The organism is Treponema sp. J25, assembly GCF_004343725.1.
GTDB lineage: Bacteria > Spirochaetota > Spirochaetia > Treponematales > Breznakiellaceae > J25.
On record NZ_PTQW01000037.1, the window covers coordinates 63800 to 81392 of the forward strand.

General features: G+C 53.1%; 17 protein-coding genes and 1 riboswitch. Of the genes, 15 read left to right on the plus strand and 2 right to left on the minus strand.

Annotated elements, in window-relative coordinates:
• The first annotated feature begins 161 nt into the window (after nucleotides 1-161).
• The 15 genes from C5O22_RS11210 (at nucleotide 162) to C5O22_RS11280 (ending at nucleotide 14144) form a co-directional block, all read left to right on the plus strand.
• A complete protein-coding gene (locus C5O22_RS11210) occupies nucleotides 162-1280 on the plus strand; it encodes an ABC transporter ATP-binding protein (protein WP_132781850.1) in 1119 nt (372 codons plus the stop codon).
• Nucleotides 1277-2224: an ABC transporter permease gene (locus C5O22_RS11215; RefSeq protein WP_132781852.1), complete on the plus strand. Its 948-nt coding sequence runs from the start codon at nucleotides 1277-1279 to the stop codon at nucleotides 2222-2224. Before C5O22_RS11210 ends, C5O22_RS11215 begins: the two co-directional genes overlap by 4 nt.
• Nucleotides 2221-3069, plus strand: a complete 849-nt coding sequence (locus tag C5O22_RS11220) for an ABC transporter permease (RefSeq protein WP_132781853.1) — start codon at nucleotides 2221-2223, stop codon at nucleotides 3067-3069. Before C5O22_RS11215 ends, C5O22_RS11220 begins: the two co-directional genes overlap by 4 nt.
• Before the next feature lie 332 nt (nucleotides 3070-3401).
• Complete coding sequence (locus C5O22_RS11225; protein WP_132781855.1) at nucleotides 3402-4454, plus strand: extracellular solute-binding protein; 1053 nt, start codon at nucleotides 3402-3404, stop codon at nucleotides 4452-4454.
• 150 nt (nucleotides 4455-4604) lie between these two features.
• Nucleotides 4605-5288, plus strand: a complete 684-nt coding sequence (locus C5O22_RS11230) for an L-threonylcarbamoyladenylate synthase (protein ID WP_132781856.1) — start codon at nucleotides 4605-4607, stop codon at nucleotides 5286-5288.
• 83 nt (nucleotides 5289-5371) lie between these two features.
• Nucleotides 5372-5548: riboswitch (molybdenum cofactor riboswitch) on the plus strand.
• Nucleotides 5540-6415, plus strand: coding sequence for an ABC transporter substrate-binding protein (locus C5O22_RS11235; protein ID WP_132781858.1), 876 nt, complete (start codon nucleotides 5540-5542; stop codon nucleotides 6413-6415). Its footprint overlaps the riboswitch before it by 9 nt.
• An 8-nt stretch (nucleotides 6416-6423) precedes the next feature.
• A complete protein-coding gene (locus C5O22_RS11240; RefSeq protein WP_132781859.1) occupies nucleotides 6424-7107 on the plus strand; it encodes an ABC transporter permease in 684 nt (227 codons plus the stop codon).
• Nucleotides 7108-7116: 9 nt separating this feature from the next.
• Nucleotides 7117-7848: an ABC transporter ATP-binding protein gene (locus tag C5O22_RS11245; protein WP_165910506.1), complete on the plus strand. Its 732-nt coding sequence runs from the start codon at nucleotides 7117-7119 to the stop codon at nucleotides 7846-7848.
• Entirely contained in the window at nucleotides 7845-9146 is a 1302-nt protein-coding gene (locus C5O22_RS11250) for a molybdopterin molybdotransferase MoeA (protein WP_132781863.1), read from the plus strand. Before C5O22_RS11245 ends, C5O22_RS11250 begins: the two co-directional genes overlap by 4 nt.
• Entirely contained in the window at nucleotides 9118-9945 is an 828-nt protein-coding gene (locus tag C5O22_RS11255) for a GTP 3',8-cyclase MoaA (protein ID WP_132781865.1), read from the plus strand. Before C5O22_RS11250 ends, C5O22_RS11255 begins: the two co-directional genes overlap by 29 nt.
• Nucleotide 9946: 1 nt before the next feature.
• A complete protein-coding gene (moaC, locus tag C5O22_RS11260) occupies nucleotides 9947-10429 on the plus strand; it encodes a cyclic pyranopterin monophosphate synthase MoaC (RefSeq protein ID WP_132781867.1) in 483 nt (160 codons plus the stop codon).
• On the plus strand, nucleotides 10413-11159 hold the full coding sequence (locus tag C5O22_RS11265) for an MOSC domain-containing protein (RefSeq protein WP_207895381.1): 747 nt from the start codon (nucleotides 10413-10415) through the stop codon (nucleotides 11157-11159). The genes moaC and C5O22_RS11265 overlap by 17 nt, the downstream gene beginning before the upstream one ends.
• Nucleotides 11131-11796: a MogA/MoaB family molybdenum cofactor biosynthesis protein gene (locus tag C5O22_RS11270; protein ID WP_132781869.1), complete on the plus strand. Its 666-nt coding sequence runs from the start codon at nucleotides 11131-11133 to the stop codon at nucleotides 11794-11796. The genes C5O22_RS11265 and C5O22_RS11270 overlap by 29 nt, the downstream gene beginning before the upstream one ends.
• Nucleotides 11797-12339: 543 nt before the next feature.
• Nucleotides 12340-13323 carry an LEA/WHy family protein gene (locus C5O22_RS11275; protein ID WP_132781871.1) on the plus strand — a complete coding sequence of 328 codons (984 nt, stop codon included), beginning with the start codon at nucleotides 12340-12342 and terminating at the stop codon, nucleotides 13321-13323.
• Nucleotides 13324-13376: 53 nt separating this feature from the next.
• Nucleotides 13377-14144, plus strand: a complete 768-nt coding sequence (locus C5O22_RS11280) for a lycopene cyclase domain-containing protein (protein ID WP_132781873.1) — start codon at nucleotides 13377-13379, stop codon at nucleotides 14142-14144.
• 94 nt (nucleotides 14145-14238) lie between these two features.
• On the opposite strand, the gene C5O22_RS11285 is transcribed toward C5O22_RS11280, so the two are convergent.
• A complete protein-coding gene (locus C5O22_RS11285) occupies nucleotides 14239-15450 on the minus strand; it encodes an EAL domain-containing protein (protein WP_132781875.1) in 1212 nt (403 codons plus the stop codon).
• Nucleotides 15451-15596: 146 nt separating this feature from the next.
• Nucleotides 15597-16874: a methyl-accepting chemotaxis protein gene (locus tag C5O22_RS11290; RefSeq protein WP_132781877.1), complete on the minus strand. Its 1278-nt coding sequence runs from the start codon at nucleotides 16872-16874 to the stop codon at nucleotides 15597-15599.
• Nucleotides 16875-17593: the final 719 nt, after the last annotated feature.

Consider the following 17593-nt stretch of genomic DNA (forward strand, 5'->3'; position numbering starts at 1 on the left):
TAGATTTTGAAGGAGATTATTTAATCAAGGATTGACAATAAACGTAAAAATACGCATTGTTTCAGCAGAATATGCTAATCCGACCAATCGAATCCGGGGTTCCGCGGGCGAGAGGTTTTGCAGACTCAAGTATCGGGTCAGAGGAGGTTGAAGGACCATAATTGAAAGGCAGTGATGTTACCATAACAGGGGTCTCTAAATCGTTTGGAGACTTTAAGGCGCTCAAGAATGTAAGCCTTACTATACAGAAGGGAGAATTTTTTTCTCTCCTTGGACCATCAGGGTGTGGAAAGACGACACTGCTCCGGATCATCGCAGGATTCGAGACACCCGATTGTGGAGAAGTATATTTTGATGGACAAGACGTGCTTGGGTTACCACCCAACATGCGACATGCTAACACGGTGTTTCAGAATTACGCCCTCTTTCCTCATCTTTCTATTTTTGAAAATGTAGCCTTTCCCCTTCGCATTAAAAAATTACCTAATAAAGAGATAAAAGAGCGGGTATACACCTATCTAAAACTGGTAGAACTGGAAGCTCACGCCCACAAAAAGCCAAGTCAGCTTTCGGGTGGTCAAAAACAGCGGGTAGCTATCGCTCGGGCCCTCATCAATGAACCATCGGTTCTGCTCCTGGACGAACCCCTTTCAGCCCTGGATGCAAAACTTCGCCAGCACATGCTTATCGAACTGGATAAGATTCACGACAAGATTGGTATTACCTTTATTTATGTCACCCATGATCAGCAGGAGGCCCTTTCGGTATCGGACCGTATTGCGGTTATGTGTCAAGGCGATGTGCTTCAGGTAGGTACACCCCATGAGATCTACGAGAGTCCCGCTACTGATTTCGTCGCCCGCTTTATCGGAGAAACCAATCTGTTCGATGGTAAGGTCGTGGCGGTAGAAAAAGCAGGAGAAGAACTCCTCGTTACCCTGGATATCCCGGAACTGGGGGCCGTTAAAGTAACCACCGTCGATCAAGTACAGGTAGGACAAACGGTAAGTTTTACCATTCGACCAGAAAAGATTGCCATCAGCACCGAGAAACCCAAGACAAGTCGCCAGGATATCAACCTGTACGAAGGAGTGGTAGACGAGCCTATCTATTCCGGGTTCCAGACGAAGTTCTATGTTCGGGTCTCGGAAAATCTTATCCTCAAGGTGATGAAGCAACATTCGAACTACTCTGATGAAGGACCAGAGATTGAATGGAAGGACTCGGTCTATTTGTCCTGGAGTGCCGATGATGGCTACATTGTCGAGGTAAAGTCGTGAAACCGGCCCTTTCTAAAAAGAACTACGGTCCCTTATACGCGGGGCCAATAGCCCTGTGGTTTACCCTCTTCTTTGCGGCGCCCCTTATCATCATCGTGCTGTATAGCTTTATGAAAAAGGGAATCCACGGGGGAGTGGAATGGGAATTTTCCCTTGCGGCCTATGAAGCCCTGGCAAATGCAACCTTTGTCACTATCACGATCCGTACCCTGGTTACCTCAATCATTGCCACGGTACTTACTATCCTTATTGCCCTCCCCTGCGGCTATTTCATGGCAAAAAGCAAAAATCAGACCCTCTTGCTCCTCCTCGTCATCATTCCCTTCTGGACCAACTTTTTGATCCGTGTATACGCCTGGATCGCCATTTTGGGGAACAACGGCTTTTTGAACGATTTTCTTAAAGCTACAGGACTTATAAAAGATTACATTCAGTTCTTATATAACCAAGAATCGGTCATCCTCGTTTTGGTGTACATGTATCTTCCTTACGCGATTCTCCCCCTCTTTTCCACCATTGATAAATTTGATTTCTCCCTGCTGGAAGCTGCCCGGGACCTGGGGGCTACAAAGCTCCAGTCCATGACCAAGGTCCTGTTGCCCAACATTCGCAGCGGCCTTTTTACGGCGGTTCTTTTTACTTTCATTCCCATTTTTGGGGCCTATGCGGTCCCCCTGCTTATTGGCGGGAAAGACTCCTATATGCTCGGGAACGTCATTGCGGACCAGCTTACCAAGACCCGGAACTGGCCCCTCGCGGCGGCGATTTCCATGGTGATCACCGTGGTAACCACCGTGGGGGTCTTTGTGATGATGGCCCTGCAGAAACGGGAAGCCCGGCGGGCAGAAGAAGCGGCCCGTTTTGGGAACACCACAACCCTGGAAGAAATTAACAACGCCGCAGAAATTCCTGACTCACACAATCCCGCAGGAGGTCGCCCATGAGCGGTATCATTGCCTTCTTAAAGCCTCCCAATGGAAACGAAGCGGCCCGTCATGCCCGCCGGGCCTATCGCAAACCCTTCTCTTTTTCCCAAACCGTCTTTATCGCCACGATGGTATTCCTCTTCCTGCCCCTTTTTGTGCTTATTCTCTATTCTTTTAATGCTTCCAAGGGCATGAGCTGGACGGGTTTTTCCCTCGTGTGGTACGAAAAGCTGTTCTTTTCTTCCAAAGATTTGTGGAAGGCCTTTAACAACAGTGTGCTTATTGCCCTAACCTCTGCGTTCACTGCCACCGTTATTGGGACCCTCGGAGCCATTGGGGTTACCTGGTATGAATTCAAACTGAAAAAATATATCCAGGCCATTACGTTCCTTCCCATGATTCTCCCTGAAATCATCATCGGCGTTTCGCTCCTTATCTTTTTTGCAGGAGTAGGGATAAAGCTGGGCCTTTTTACCATCTACATTGCCCACACCACCTTTAACTTGCCCTTTGTGTTTCTTATGGTTATGGCCCGGCTCGATGAATTTGACCACTCCATCATTGAGGCCGCCCACGATCTGGGGGCCAACGAACGGCAGACCCTGTTGCGGGTAATCCTTCCCATGAGTATGCCCGGTATTGTATCGGGCTTTCTCACAGCAGTGACGCTTTCGCTGGAAGACTTCGTGATTACCTTTTTCGTGTCCGGTCCGGGGTCTACAACGCTTCCTCTGTATGTATACTCGGCGATTCGTTTCGGGGTTTCACCGGTCATCAATGCCCTTTCAGTGGTGATGATTCTGGGGACGGTGGTGTTGGCCTTTTCGCTTCGAAACTTTTTAAAGTATATCGCCGCAAAATAGGGGTGGGTCGAGCCAGGACTCTCATTGAGGAAAGAGCCGCTTCCCTTTTAAAAAGCAGAGTCAGGGATGTCGGCCCACTGACATGGGGTAGAGCTTCTGCCCCTGCCTGGGACACAGGAAGCCCTGTTTCCCCGGCGTAAGGGGCATGCAATGTAAATGTATTGTCAGGGGCACCCTCCTGAGCGGGCACCGGAACGTTTCTCGCTCAGGGTAGCGGGCGACCGTGGATCCGGCTACCACTCGTGGCTGGAATCCTCCGTTGATCCTGGAGTCGACGGGAGATTGTGCTTCATCCAGGAGCCCATTTCTTACAGAGTGAGGAGGAAAATAGCATGAAAAGGAAGATCTTCCTTTTGCTGAGCATGACAGCGGTTATCGTATCTTTACTGGCTGTCATGGGATGTGGAAAGTCGACGGCGGGGGCAAAGAAGCTCTACATCTACAACTGGACCTATTATACCCCCGACTCGGTCATCGAAAAGTTTGAAAAAGAGTATAACTGCGAAGTGGTCTACGACTCTTTTGCATCCAACGAGGAGATGTTTGCCAAACTTAAGGCGGGTGGCACGGGGTATGACATCGTGTTCCCCTCGGGAGACTATGTTTCTATTATGAAAAAAGAGGGGATGCTCGAAAAAATCGACCACTCCAAATTAACAAATCTTAAGAACATCGATCCCATGGTACTTCAGAAAGCCACCTATGATCCTACCATGGAATATTCGGTTCCCTATTATTTTGGAGCCGCCGGGGTTGCCGTAAACACCGCAAAAGTTCCCACCTTTGAGAAAAGCTGGTCCATTTTTAGCCGAACTGATCTTAAGGGGAAGATGACCATGCTCGATGATATGCGGGAAGTAATCGGCGATGCCCTGGCCTACCTTGGTTATTCGGTGAATACCACCGATCCCGCCCAGATCGAAGAGGCCAAGAACCTTATCAATACCCAGTGGAAACCCAACCTGGTAAAATTCGATGCTGAGGCCTTCGGTAAGGGCTTTGCGGCTGGCGAATTCTGGGTTGTCCAGGGGTACGCAGAGGTAGTCTACGCCGAACTCCAGGAAGAGCAGAAGAAGGATGTGGTCTTCTTTATTCCGAAAGAGGGAGGACCGGCCTATATCGACAGCATGTGTATTCTCAAGGGATCGAAAAATATCGATCTGGCCCACAAATTCATTGACTTTATCCATCGGCCAGAGATTTACGCCGAATTCACCGATACCTTTGGCTTCCCCGCTACCGTGAACATTCCTGCCCGGGAACTAAAGAAATTGCCCCCCTACTATCAGGCTGAGGACCTTGCAAAGGTAGAACTCAAAGAGGACGTGGGAGATAAGCTTGAACTGTACAACCAGGCCTGGCAGGCGATTCGCGTAGGAGAATAAAAGCTAGCACTGCGCCACTTTTTGCCCCGTTTTCATATGGAAGCGGGGCTTTTTGTTTTCTGCCTTTATACTTACGCGGCGGCCTGAGTTTAATTTATGGACGCAACCCATCCTATATAAAAAGAAACACTTCTGATATACTGGTGTATCATGATTGAGTATGTAGTGCCCGGGAATACGGATCCCCGCGTTTTGGAACGGTCCTGTCAGATCCTTCGCGAAGGGGGACTCGTGGCCTTTCCCACCGACACGAGTTGGTCCATCGGGTGTGCCCTTTCGAGCAAACAGGGCATACAAAATCTCCGCCGTCTTTCGGGGGAACGGGACGAACGGCATTTTACCCTGCTCTGCCATCATATCTCCCAAATAGGAGAGTATTGTTCTCTTAACAATAGCCAGTTTCGATTTATAAAACGGCTTATCCCCGGTCCTTATGTGTTTATTCTGCGGGCCCTTTTGGGAACTGAGAAGGTGCTCGATATACGCCGCAAAGAGGTAGGAGTACGGATTCCCCATCATCCGGTGAGTCTTGCGTTAGGCGAAGCCCTCGGGGAACCGCTCTACTCGATTACCGCTAAACGAAGCATGATACGGAGGGAGGGGCCTGATTCTTTTTATTATGAAGAGCCGTCCGGATCGGCAGACGAAAAAGGTCTTCCACCCATTCCCGAAGAGGAACTCTTCGAAGGCGGCTGGGAATTAGAGGACATCCCTGGTATAGCCCTGATACTGGACCCCGGCGAAGAGCTTCCCCGATGGGTTTCCACCGTCATCGATCTTACCACTGAGGAGCCCACCCTGATTCGTCATGGCGCGGGACCCTGGCCGGTGTAATTCCATACGATTGGTAAGTCTCTTCTAAAGGCAGCGGATACGCATCCTGTCTAGCCATGACTCCTTAGTTCTGATATATTTTTATCCATTAAAGACTCCGAGTCTGGGAACCTACACCAGTGGCATGGTCCCCAGACCGGCGTGAAGTCTTTTTTGCCCGGGGTTTGCCTCGTTGCAATGGCGATATCAGACTTCACCGAGGGTCTTGCGGGAAACCGCAGGGCCTCCCATCTTTGGAAAGGAGTACGCTAGTGTCGCGCTATAAAAGGGTTGTCATCAAAAGGGGCATCCTTCTTTTTCTGGGATTCCTTTTGGGAGGGCTTTTTATTTCCTGCCAGGGGAAGCTCTTATCCCGGGAAGGGCCTCTACTTCTTGCCACCACCACCAGTCTCGATCAGATTGGTCTTGTAGCATCCCTTGTTGACGCGTATCAGAAAGAGACCGGTATCAGAATTCATTCCATTCCGTTAGGGAGTGGGGCAGCCCTCGAACGGGGAAAACGGAAAGACGTGGACCTCCTCTTGGTACATGCCCCGGAGCAGGAAGAGACCTTTTTACGGGAAGGATACGGGAGTTTTCGCGCCCCTATTCTTTCAAGTCCCTTTATCATCCTCGGGCCACCCCAGGACCCCGCCAGGATAAGGCAGGAGACTTCTTTCGAAGCCGCTTTTACAGCCCTGAGCACCGTGGGAGAAACCTTAGGCAAGGAACTCTTCGTTTCCCGGGGAGATGATTCGGGGACCCATCTTTTTGAGAAAAAACTGTGGACCGCCATAGGGAGACGACCAGCGCCCCCCTGGTACCTTGAAACAGGCCAGGGAATGGCAGAAACCATTGCCATTGCCGATAGCAAGGGGTTGTACACCCTTTCTGACAAACCCAGCTGGCTTCTGTATCAGGTCCATCATCCAGAGCATCAGCTGGCTCTTCTTTATGAGAATCCCCAGGAAGGAATTACCACCTATTCTATTGTGGTGGTTCGCCAGCCCCAGAATCCCCGACGGGAACAGGCGGCCCTCCAATTTGCCCATTTTCTGACAAGCCCCGCCGTCCAGCGCATCATTACCCAGTATACTGTTCAGGGGATTCCTGTGTTCAAGGACTCCCAGGGCGTTAACAAAGAATAGGAGCAACCATGAACACCATAGGCTGGTATGAAATCTTCGAAATTAGTGGCCGCAGCCTCCTATTCGCCCTGGTGGCGACCCTCTTCGCCCTGCTGGTGGGGGTTCCCGTCGGCTTTGCGCTGGGACATCCCCGCCCCTGCGGTTCGACGCTCCACCGTTTGCTGGTCTCCCTGGTGGGGGCCCTGACGGCCCTGCCTACCGTAACCCTTGGTCTTGTGTTGTACCTCCTGTTTTCCCGCAGCGGGCCCCTGGGCTTCCTGGATCTTCTTTACAAGCCCGGCCTGGTAATCTTTGGAGAAACCCTCCTGGCCCTTCCCCTGGTAATCCATCACCTGTACTCGGGACTGCATCGACCAGGGGACAGCAGAACCCTCCTTCTCCACGAAACGCTGATCACCTTAGGAGCCCAGGGGCCCGGCTACCTCTGGGCAATGATTCGTGAAAAGTCTCCCCTGGTCTGGGGGGCCGCAACCCTTGCTTTTGGAAGGATTCTGGGCGAGGTGGGGCTTGTGATGATGGTAGGGGGAAATATCCGGTTCTTTACCCGCACCATGACCACCACCATCGCCCTGGAAACTTCCCGGGGAAATCTGCCGGAAGCGGTTCTTCTCGGCATACTCCTTGTCGCCATGGCGCTGGCAGTCAATATCCTGTTTCACTGGTTCCAGCAGCAGGAAGAAAAGATGGGGTAATGGATGGATATGCGAAGGAAATGTTTTCTTTTTAAAGATGTTTTCTTTTCCTATGCTTCTTTCCAGAACGGGCGAAGAGCCAGAATCCCCGGGACATCCCGCCCCCGGGAAACCTTTTCGCTTTCTATTCCTTATCTTGAACTCGAGTGTTCCCGGCCAGTCCTTGTGGAAGGGCCCAACGGGTCAGGGAAAAGCACCTTTCTTAAGCTCTGTGGGGGCCTCCTTACCCCCCGACAGGGGAGCATTTCCTTCGATGGGACACCGCTTTTTCCTTTCCCTTCCCGAGCCCCCAATCGTTCCCCCTTCGTCGTATATGTCCATCCTACGCCCTATCTTTTTAAAGGCACCGGACGAGATAACCTGCTGCTACCCCTCGGATGGAAAGGTATTTCGGCCCAGGAAGGGGAGCGACAGCTTACCATGGTAAGTTCCCTTTTCAACCTGGAATCCCTCCTTGACCGGCCTTATTGGGCCTTTTCCAGCGGGGAAGCCCAGCGACTTGCCCTGGGACGGGCCCTGCTCGCAGAACCAGAGGTTCTGCTCTTAGACGAGCCCACCACCGCCCTGGATAAGGAGGCGGACCATCTTATAGACCGGCTCCTTGGGTATGCGGAAGAACGGGGGATTTCCCTTATGGTTGCCTCCCACGATCCCCTCATGCAAAGGCGGTGCACCGCCTCTCTTGATATCAGCAGGTATTCTTCTTTTCACACTTCTGAGCAGCAAGGAGATTTTTCATGAACAACGCCCTCCATCCTGACGAGGCCCTCAACCTCCTGTTAGATACCATCGACCGGCTTACCCCTACGAGGCAGCCTTCCTGTGAGGTCCTCCCGTTGGAAGAAACCCTGGGAAGGGTTCTTCCCTATCCGGTGTATTCCCCCATTGACCAGCCACCCTTTCCCAAGGCAGCCATGGATGGATATGCCCACGCAGCCCCGGAGGAGTCTTCGCGGCCCCCTTCTTTTCGGGTGGTGGGGACCGTTGGAGCCGGCGAACGGTTTCCCCGGCCCCTGGCGAGCGGCGAAGCGGTACGGATTATGACAGGAGCCCCCCTGCCAGGGGGGACCGTGGGGGTCCAGCGGGTAGAATGGACCCGGCTTGAAGGAGAGCGGGTGTATTTTACCCGTCCTGAGACGGCCCCTAATCGCATAGAGGCGGGAGAAAATGGCAGGACCGGAGAACTTTTGCTTACCCCCCGGATCCTCTCCAGCCAGGATGTGGGGGTCCTGGCCGCGGCGGGATACCGCTCTGTGGGGGTTAGTAAAAGACCGAAGGTGGCGATCTTTTCCACGGGGGATGAAATTAAGGCGCCCCGCTTTACCGTTCCCCAATCGGACGGGATGGAAGAGGCCTTGCTTCCATCAAAGGCAATCGGCGACCTTATCCAGCAGGCCACAGTGGAACTGGATGGTAGGTACATCTATGACTCTAATGGCTATCAACTCACAACCCATGCCCTGAGTGCGGGGGCTCAGGTCCAATTTCTGGGGATTCTTCCCGACAGGCCAGAACTCCTTAAGGCCAGGATCGCCGAAGCCCTACACGACCACGATATCCTTATCCTTTCCGGCGGCGTCTCCATGGGGGATTATGACTACCTGCCCCGGATTGTTGGGGACTTGGGCTTTACCATCCTCTTTCACGGACTTGCCATGCGACCGGGAAAACCGACCCTGGGCGCCATCCGGGCAGGGAAACTCCTCTTTGGCCTGCCGGGGAATCCCCTTTCTACCTTTGTGAATTTTGAGGTGCTTATCCGCCCCGTGGTATATCGACTCATGGGACTTCATTGGGAAGCCCCCCGTGTTCGGGGAACCCTTACGGAAGACCTGAGACGAAAGGGAACCGATCGGGTGGAATTCCTTCCGATATGGTTTGATTACGAACAACAGCAGGTGGTTCCCCTGCCCTATCACGGCTCTTCCATGATCACCGTTCTGGCAAAGGCTAACGGCCTTATCCGAATGGACGTAGGGGTATCCCATCTACCCAAAGGAGCAGCGGTATATGTACGACCGATTCGGCCGTTCTATTGAGTACCTCCGGATTTCCGTTACGGACCGGTGCAACCTTCGTTGTCGCTACTGCATGGACGAAGAGGGGATCCCCCTTCTCCCGAAAGAGCAGATCCTATCGTATGAAGCTATCATCCAGATTGCCCGGACGGCCTGTTCCTTAGGGTTCACCAAAATTCGCCTTACCGGCGGGGAACCCCTGGTGCGGTCTAATCTGGTCTACCTTGTCCGGGAACTGGCCCACATTCCCGGCCTCAAGACCCTGGCCCTCACCACCAACGGAACCCTCCTCGCAGACCAGGCTGCAGCCTTAAAAGCGGCGGGCCTCCAAAAGGTTAATGTGTCGCTGGATACGCTGGATCCAGAGTTCTTCCGCTGGCTTACCCGCGGGGGGGACCTTGCCCCGGTTGTTGAAGGGCTCCGGGCCGCCCAGAAGGTCGACCTCCCCATCAAAATTAACACGGTGGTTCTTTCGTCCTCCTTACTCACCGCAGGGAAAGCCGCCGGAACCGCAGGAGAACAGGATATCGAACAGGTACGGGCCTTTGCTTCTTCTATCGGGGCAGAACACCAGTGTATCGCCCAGTATCGGCTTGGGGATATCAAAACAGAGGGCCCCTACGAACGGCCGCCCCCCTGCGAAAACTGTAATCGATTGCGCCTCCTCGCCAACGGCACTCTGAGACCCTGCCTTCACTCGGACCTGGCGGTTCCCATCAACATGAACGATATTGAAGGAAGCTTTCAGCAGGCCCTGAGGATAAAACCCTATCGGGGCGATCGCTGTCATCCCCAGGACCTTACCCAAATTGGAGGATAGGATGGAACAGGAAATTTCCCATGGCCTCACCCATATCAATGAGCACGGCAAGGCCCAGATGGTGGACATTTCAGGCAAAGAACGGGTCCGTCGCACCGCCCGGGCGGCGGGCTTTGTTCGGATGAGTGCCGCCACCCTGCAGGCCATACGGGATAATACCATCGCCAAGGGGGATGTCCTGGCCACAGCCCGCATCGCCGGGATCATGGCGGCCAAAGAAACCAGTCGCCTCATCCCCCTCTGTCACAACATCGAAATTGAACAGGTTACCATCGATCTTGACCTTACCGATGCGGGGGTTCGCATTGAAGCCCGTTGCGTGTGTACCGATAAAACCGGGATCGAAATGGAAGCCCTAACGGCCGTTTCGGTTGCCGCCCTCACTATCTATGACATGTGTAAGGCTATCGACAAAGGCATGGTGATCGAAACCATCCACCTGATTGAAAAAACAAAGGAGGTTCTCCATGAAACCACCCATTAACAAAGGCCCCCTTTCCGCGGATCAGGGCGCTTTCCCGGCACATGCGGGGGGAAAGCAGCTTTCCTCACCGGCATATGCCGGGGGAGACCGGTCGGTTAAGGCCGACCCTGCTTTAGAAAAGCGGGAAAAAGACGCCGGAGATCATCCTTCCCCGGAAAACCGGCAGAGGGATTTTCCGGGCCAGCGCTACCGGGGAACCTTTCGTATCGTCTCCATTAATGTCTCCCCTGCCACGGGGGTCCGCAAAACCCCCGTAGAAAGGGCGGAATTCCTTCCCGGTTTTGGCCTTGCAGGGGATGCCCACGGGGGGCTTAAAGAGGATCGACAGGTTTCACTCCTCGCATGGGAAGACATTCAACAGGCAAATCAGGCGCTCCTCACCTATGAACAAAGGGGGCTTTCCTGTACCAAGGCCGCCGAGCATCGAAATGAGGGTACTGTACAGGACAGCGCCTGGCCATCCTCCCCGGAGGATTTTTCGCTTATGCCGGGGGACTTCGCAGAAAACCTGACCACCGAAGGGGTGGCGCTTACGGAATTGCCCCTCGGCTCTCACCTGGTGATTGGGCCGGTGGTCCTGGAAGTTTCTAAAATAGGGAAGGAGTGCCATGCGGCATGCGAGATTCGCCGCCTCGTGGGAGACTGTATCATGCCCCGGCGGGGGATTTTCGCCCGGGTGATCAACGGAGGAGTAATTCATCGTGACGATATGGGTGCTTACTATTTCTGACCGGGCAAGCCAGGGCATATATGCCGACAGGGCGGGCCCGGCGGTCATGGAAGAACTGGAACGACTCCTTTCACCGCCCCCCCGTTTCTTCTACCGCTGTGTTCCCGATGGGTACGATTCGGTACTTATCGCCCTTACCGAAGCGGCGGGTCTTACTCAAAGAGGTTCCCATTGGGAAGCGATGTCCCCGAGGGAATCCATGAACCACCCGGAAGCGATGTCCCCTGGGGAAACCATAAACCAGCCGGGAGCAATGTTCCCCCGGAAGGCAATGCACCAGCCAGGGACGATGGATTATACGGGGACGGTGAACGATAGTGGGGCGGAGTCTATCAGCACAGCCCCGCCGGACTGGATCATCACGGTAGGTGGCACGGGCATCGGCCCCCGGGATACCACGCCGGAGGCAACCCGGGCCTTTATTGAGGGGGAAATCCCTGGCCTGGGGGAGTATCTCCGCCAGAAATCCCTGGAAGAAACGGTTTTTGCGGTCTTTTCCCGGGGCATTGTCGGCTACCGTGGCACTACCCTGGTGGCAAATTTCCCCGGAAGTGAACGGGCCGCCCGCTTCTATGCCCGGCAGCTTGCGCCCCTCATGGACCATGCCCTCCGCATGCGCCGGGGCGAGGGGCATTAAAACGACGTTTCCGGAACAACAAAGGCAGAAGCCTTTCCTACCCCTGCACCGGCCCCGCTCATCCTCCCAGGGGGCGCGCAAATGAGGGGCCCCTAAATGAGGGCCCCACGGCCTCAAGTACCGATGAGGACTGTTCAGGCGCGACCCTAGACCCGGTGAGGGCCCCGCACGAGCATCTCCCCAAGAACAAGGAGAAGGGGCCCCTAAATGAGGGCCCCTCATTATCACTTCCCCGAGGTTCAAGAGGGGGACCCCCACGCTCATTTCCCCAAGAACAAGGGTAAGGCTTCCTCAAAAAGGGGCCCAGGTTCTTCCATCCACGTTCATCCCCTAAGATAAGGGTAAAGGGTCGTATTCCTCCAGAAAAGGGTCCCATCTCCCAAGAAAAGGCCCCTACTCCAAAACGGGGGATCCTCATTTTCATCAGCCAGGGAAGGGGCAGGCTCGCACATCTTCCTTTTACAAAAGAGGTCTGTTTTCTGTTGAAGGGCCTGTAAAAAAACGGTGGCTCTGGTATACTTCTTATTAAAAGGAGGCTTTACAATGCGATTAAGAATAAAGTACCTACCCCGTCGATGGTTACCCCTGGTATTGCTGCTCGGAACGGTTCCCCTCTGGGCCCAACTTGCCAAACCAAGCGCCGAAATCAAACGTTTTGAGCTTCAGTCTATGACGCTCCGGGACGTAACCTTTTTGTTTGAATTGGCGGTAAAGAATCCCTATCCGCTGGGACTTTCCTTTTCGGGGATGAGTCTTGATTTTTCGGTAGAAGGATCTAAGGTGTTTTCAACCCAAAGTCAGGGGGGCTTTAGTATCCCCGCAAACCAGGAAAAGGCCAACACCTTTACGGTTACCCTTACCTACGAAGCAATCATGAAACTGGTGAAGGACTATACCACCAAAGAGTGGCTTAACACCGTCATTGACGGGGTTTTGCTCATCCCCCTGCCCAAGATGCCCGGTTTGCCGCCGGACATTAAATTTACTTATAAACTCGAAAAGAAGATCCCCGCCATAAAACCAGAGGTACGGCTCCTGGATTTTTCGGTGGAGCCCCCCACTGCAGCCCAGATAAGCCAGGCCCTCATCAAGGCGGGGAAAAAGGCCGACCCAGGTAAGGCCCGGCAGGTGTTTACGGATATCCTTTCAGGGAAAAAACCGGAGGCCCCCGTTATCGATCCCGCCGAATTGGACCTGCCCCTTTCGGTAAGCTTTATCTTGGAAATCCGCAACGATGCAAAGGCATCGCTGGTACCTCAGAAGTTGGGCTACGAACTGTTCATAAACGGCGAATCCCTTGTCATTGGAGATGCCCCAACGATCACCAGCGAAGGGAGCCGGACCCTGATAAAAGTAACGAACACCTTTAGCTCTAAACGGCTTTCTCAGGGAATCCGCGCCATCTTTGCAGAACGGAAAGGGACCTTCGAAATTCGGGGAAACGCCACTATAAAGTTGCCCGACGAGATTCGCAAAGAACCGGTACCCCTGGCTTTCCGGGAAGGGGGAGCGTTCTCGTTAAAATAGAGAGGGGGTACCCAGGGGTATGCCAAGGGAGACCCCTATCTCCCTCATGAACGATGGATAGCGTGGTATGGAACGGTACGCTCCATACAATCAAAAGGGAAGGTAATTATATGTTCTATGCGGTGCTTACCATAGTGGTGCTAGCGATCCCCCTAGCCCTATCATTCGACAAACGAGTAGCCTTTTATAAAAGCTGGCCCGCGGTTTTTCGGGCTATCCTCGTGGTATTGATCATTTTCGGTGGATGGGATGTGTGGAAGACATCCCTGGGGGTGTGGTCCTTTAATGACTCCTATGTAGGCCCCTGGCGTTTTCTGGGGCTCCCCCTGGGAGAATGGCTTTTCTTTATCGCCGTTCCCTATGCATGCATATTCATATTAGCCTGTGTCCGCTCCTATGTTCCGGATCGGAGGATCCCTTTCCCCGACTGGCTGTGGATGATACTCCTCCTGCTCTGCATTGCGGGGGGAATCATCTTTTTTCACCTTATTTATACAGGGGTTGTTCTCATTTCCGTGGCCCTTGCGCTCCTGCTCCTTCGCATCCTTACCCCCCACAACCTGGGGTCCCGCAATTTCTGGCTTGCCCTGGGCCTTACCTACATCCCCTTCTGCATTGTTAACGGAGTTTTAACCGGCCTTCCGGTAGTGCTCTACAACAACAGGCACAATACCACGATTCGCCTCGGCCCCATCCCGCTGGAAGACTTTTTATTCAGCCTTTCTCTCCTGCTTGTTTCGTTCAGCCTCTTTGATTGGTGGAATACGAAATCCCAGGGAAAGCCCTCAGAGGTTAATGAGAAGTACCAGGCATATCCATAAGAAGTATAGCAGGAAAGCGAATTTCAGCCTGGGGGAGGAACGCCAGAGGGTAGCCCTCTTAATGCCCCATAGGGATCCAACAGGAAAGCGAGTTTCAGCTATTAAGGTCCTCTTCTAAAAAATCCACACAGAGGATACACCCCGCCAGAGGTCCCTGGCAGAGGCGAACCGAGATGGTTCTACATAAAGACCCCGTAGCAAATGAAATATAGGGATCCGAATAATACTGATTTCCCCCGGCTTTAAGATGGAGATAATACTCTTTTTCGCTTAAATCATCCCCAGGCCGGGCCGGTCGATACAGGTTGTTTTTACTGCTCACAGGCATGCGAACATAGGTTTCCGAAATTTGAATCCCCTCCGGATTAAGCAGATACAAACATTCAATGGCGGGATCTTCCCCCATAAGAGAGGGGAGAACCTTTTCTAAATGGAAGCCCTCGCTTTCTACTTCAAGATGTTTTACAAGACGATGGATCCGTTGAATACGCTCACGGCTTCTTTGGTTAATCCCCTCAATTCGATGCAAAAGGTACGAGGCCGCATCAGAGAAAAGTTTTTGAACCCTTGCATACATCCTCTGGGAAGAGCCTTCGTCCCTCTCCTCAAAGGGTGGGGCAACGAAAAACCCCTGTATGATATCTACCCCCACATCCAGGGCTTCAAAAAACTGGGCCTCCGTTTCTACCCCTTCAAGCAACGGAAGGGCCCCCACACTGGTAATCCACGAGACAAGGCCCCGCAAAAGGGAACGCCTATAGACAGAAGATAGGGAAGGGGCACAAAAAACCGATCGAGAAATCTTAATAATATCGGGACCAAGAGCGGCAAGCCGGTGTACACTCGAACAGCCCTCTCCAAAATCATCAATAGCAATTAAAAAGCCCCGATCCCGATAGACTCGTACAAAAGAAACAAGATCCTCAAAATTATCCAGGGAACGTTCCACTAATTCTATTACAATATTTCCTGGATTAATACCGACATCTTCCACCATTTGAGCAAAGAATCCGGAACCTGCTACCCCCATATCAAGAAGGGATACATCAAAGTTAAGGAATAAAAGGGACCCCTCTTCCGATGGGTGAAACCTCTTCCACGCCGTAAGAGCCGAAAATCGGCAGGCCCGATCAAATTCGACAAGACAGCCATTCTCCTGGGCCTCCTTATAGAGGCTCTCATAGGATATCACGATATCATGACCAGGTATCATGCCCCGAGTCAGAGCCTCATAGCCAATAATTGTCTTCCGTCTCATCGACACAATAGGCTGAAAGAAGGTAGTAAGTTCATATTTTGTTTTCATATCAATAGGCCTTTTTAATTTAGAATTTTCCTTATCAATTTCTTGCCATTCCCCTTTAACGATCTTTTATTGCGGTTCCTTTCCGGCTTGCTTTTTGGGGCCACCGCGGCTCCCTGTACGTTATTTGCCTCCTCCACTCACTCTCCTTACTTTTCCGCTAAATATCGCAGGTCCACATCCGCGCAAAGCACCCCATAGCAGGAGCCTTCCGAAAAGAGAGGCAGGGCCACCGTAATGCACAGGGCCCGGGTAGCACTCGAAAGGTACACCGGCGACACATAGGCTTCCCCCTTCTTCATGGGGATCTGATAGTATTCCTTGTGAGCCCGGAGTTCCCCGTACCCTTCGCAGGCCTCATGCTCCGTTCGATAGCGGGGTGCGTAGATATTACAGGAAACCTGGCGGCCCGTTGCATCCAGCACATAGAGCAATTCAAAAAGCGGAGCCTGTTCACTGTGTTCGCTAAGAATCCCATCAAGCTGGACCCGATCAAAAAGCAAGGACGGCGAAAGGTCCTCCGTAATTCGGCGGGCCTCCTCAAGGGCCTCATGGTGGAGTTCTGTAGTTTCGTGGCTGGCCACCTCCGTTTCCCGCTGGATCATCCCGAATAATCTATCCGCCATGGTCTCTATCTGTCTGGATCGCTCAAGCAACTCCGTCGCAGACTGTCCCAAGGCCCCCAATCGTTCCATAGAATCCTTCCATTCGGAAATCTGGGCCCCCGAAAATTCTTCATACTGGTGAATCAGGGCAAGGACCGCCTGGGTGTTATCCCGGACATGACGACTATCCTCCAGGAAACGGCGAACCCTTTTTTCAAGGCTGGAATACACATCCATGGCGGTAGCAAGTTTCTTCATAAGCTCCTGCACACGGCCGTGTACCAGGGCCCCCTGTTCCCGAATAGTATCCGTAAAAGTTCGAGACCGATCCGCCAGGCTCCGCATTTCCCGGGCAATAATCGAAAAAGAACGGCCCCGCTCCCCATACCTGGAAGCCTCTATGGCGGTGTTTATCGAAAGAATATGAAGCACCTCAAATATATCCGTCACCGCAGAAAGGGAATCCAGCATGGTCGCCAGGGAAGGCCCCATTTCCTTGATTTCGGTCCACACCCCCTGCAGTTCCTTACTGCTTTTCACAAAAAGGCTCGTGAGCTCCTGTTCTTGCCCCAGCCATTCCATCACGGTTTGACTGTTTTGAACCAGTTTCTCCGAGCCCGCCCTCTGGGATTGAACCGTTTTATCGAGGCTCTGCAGGTTACCTTTCAATCGAGTCTGCAGAGTGCTAACCGTCTGGACCTGCGCTTCTGCCGTTTTTTTCAGGGAATCCACCTGTTCATCCAGGTGCTGGGCGGTTTCGCAGAGTCGTACCAGTTGTAAAAGCTTTTCCGTAGAACCACAAGAAACATCGGCCCTCGCCATGGTTGCCTCACCTTCGGTATTTTCTTCTATCCCAGGTATTTTTTATATAAACAGCAAGGACCGTGCCATAATCAGCATAAAGACAGCATCCCCCATATTCTTAAGGGGAAAACACCCTATCGCAAGAATTTCTTTCTTTTTTTTAGCATCCAAAACAAAAAATGCCCTTCCCTCCTCCATCGGACAGTCATCAAAAAAATACATAAAGGTATGTTTTCCATCATTTCCTACACGGATGTAGCCTTGAGGGGGGAGCACCGAAAACTACTCCTCTGGGCCGCTCTCCCCACGCCCCCACATCAGCCACCGCGGCTCCCCCCTCGCGCCTGCTTCCTTCGCCGCTTCCACAGCCCCTCCCCGGCCGGGCGTCCCGCCCGGCCCACTACCCAGCCTCCACGGCTCAGGCGATCAGGCGCTCCCCCCACTCCGGGCTCACCCACGGCGGGGCCCTTCTCAGGGCCCCTTTAGCCAATCTTACCCGGTTCTGGCGGCCTCTAAGCCCCGCCGGGAGGTTTTTGCCGATGGGGGCCGCTCCCTCCAGACCCCCCGGGAGCTTTTTGGGGGCCACGACTCAAATCCTCACTGGGCGTTTTTTGGCCCCTTTCCGGGTTACCCCGCCACAGCGCCAGTTTTTTTGGGGGCCACCTCTCCATGCCACATCGCTAGCTTTTTGGGCCCCTCCTCCCTCCCACACCACTGCACCCGATTTCCCCTCCCAG

What these genes read in the sequence shown, in the direction of transcription:
- C5O22_RS11250 (WP_132781863.1), top strand. Translation starts at nt 7,845, where the DNA reads ATGAACAACGCCCTCCATCCTGACGAGGCCCTCAACCTCCTGTTAGAT.
- C5O22_RS11285 (WP_132781875.1), bottom strand. Translation starts at nt 15,450, where the DNA reads ATGAAAACAAAATATGAACTTACTACCTTCTTTCAGCCTATTGTGTCG.
- moaC (WP_132781867.1), top strand. Translation starts at nt 9,947, where the DNA reads ATGGAACAGGAAATTTCCCATGGCCTCACCCATATCAATGAGCACGGC.
- C5O22_RS11280 (WP_132781873.1), top strand. Translation starts at nt 13,377, where the DNA reads ATGGATAGCGTGGTATGGAACGGTACGCTCCATACAATCAAAAGGGAA.
- C5O22_RS11275 (WP_132781871.1), top strand. Translation starts at nt 12,340, where the DNA reads ATGCGATTAAGAATAAAGTACCTACCCCGTCGATGGTTACCCCTGGTA.
- C5O22_RS11245 (WP_165910506.1), top strand. Translation starts at nt 7,117, where the DNA reads ATGCGAAGGAAATGTTTTCTTTTTAAAGATGTTTTCTTTTCCTATGCT.
- C5O22_RS11290 (WP_132781877.1), bottom strand. Translation starts at nt 16,874, where the DNA reads ATGGCGAGGGCCGATGTTTCTTGTGGTTCTACGGAAAAGCTTTTACAA.
- C5O22_RS11225 (WP_132781855.1), top strand. Translation starts at nt 3,402, where the DNA reads ATGAAAAGGAAGATCTTCCTTTTGCTGAGCATGACAGCGGTTATCGTA.
- C5O22_RS11230 (WP_132781856.1), top strand. Translation starts at nt 4,605, where the DNA reads ATGATTGAGTATGTAGTGCCCGGGAATACGGATCCCCGCGTTTTGGAA.
- C5O22_RS11220 (WP_132781853.1), top strand. Translation starts at nt 2,221, where the DNA reads ATGAGCGGTATCATTGCCTTCTTAAAGCCTCCCAATGGAAACGAAGCG.
- C5O22_RS11265 (WP_207895381.1), top strand. Translation starts at nt 10,413, where the DNA reads ATGAAACCACCCATTAACAAAGGCCCCCTTTCCGCGGATCAGGGCGCT.
- C5O22_RS11255 (WP_132781865.1), top strand. Translation starts at nt 9,118, where the DNA reads ATGTACGACCGATTCGGCCGTTCTATTGAGTACCTCCGGATTTCCGTT.
- C5O22_RS11240 (WP_132781859.1), top strand. Translation starts at nt 6,424, where the DNA reads ATGAACACCATAGGCTGGTATGAAATCTTCGAAATTAGTGGCCGCAGC.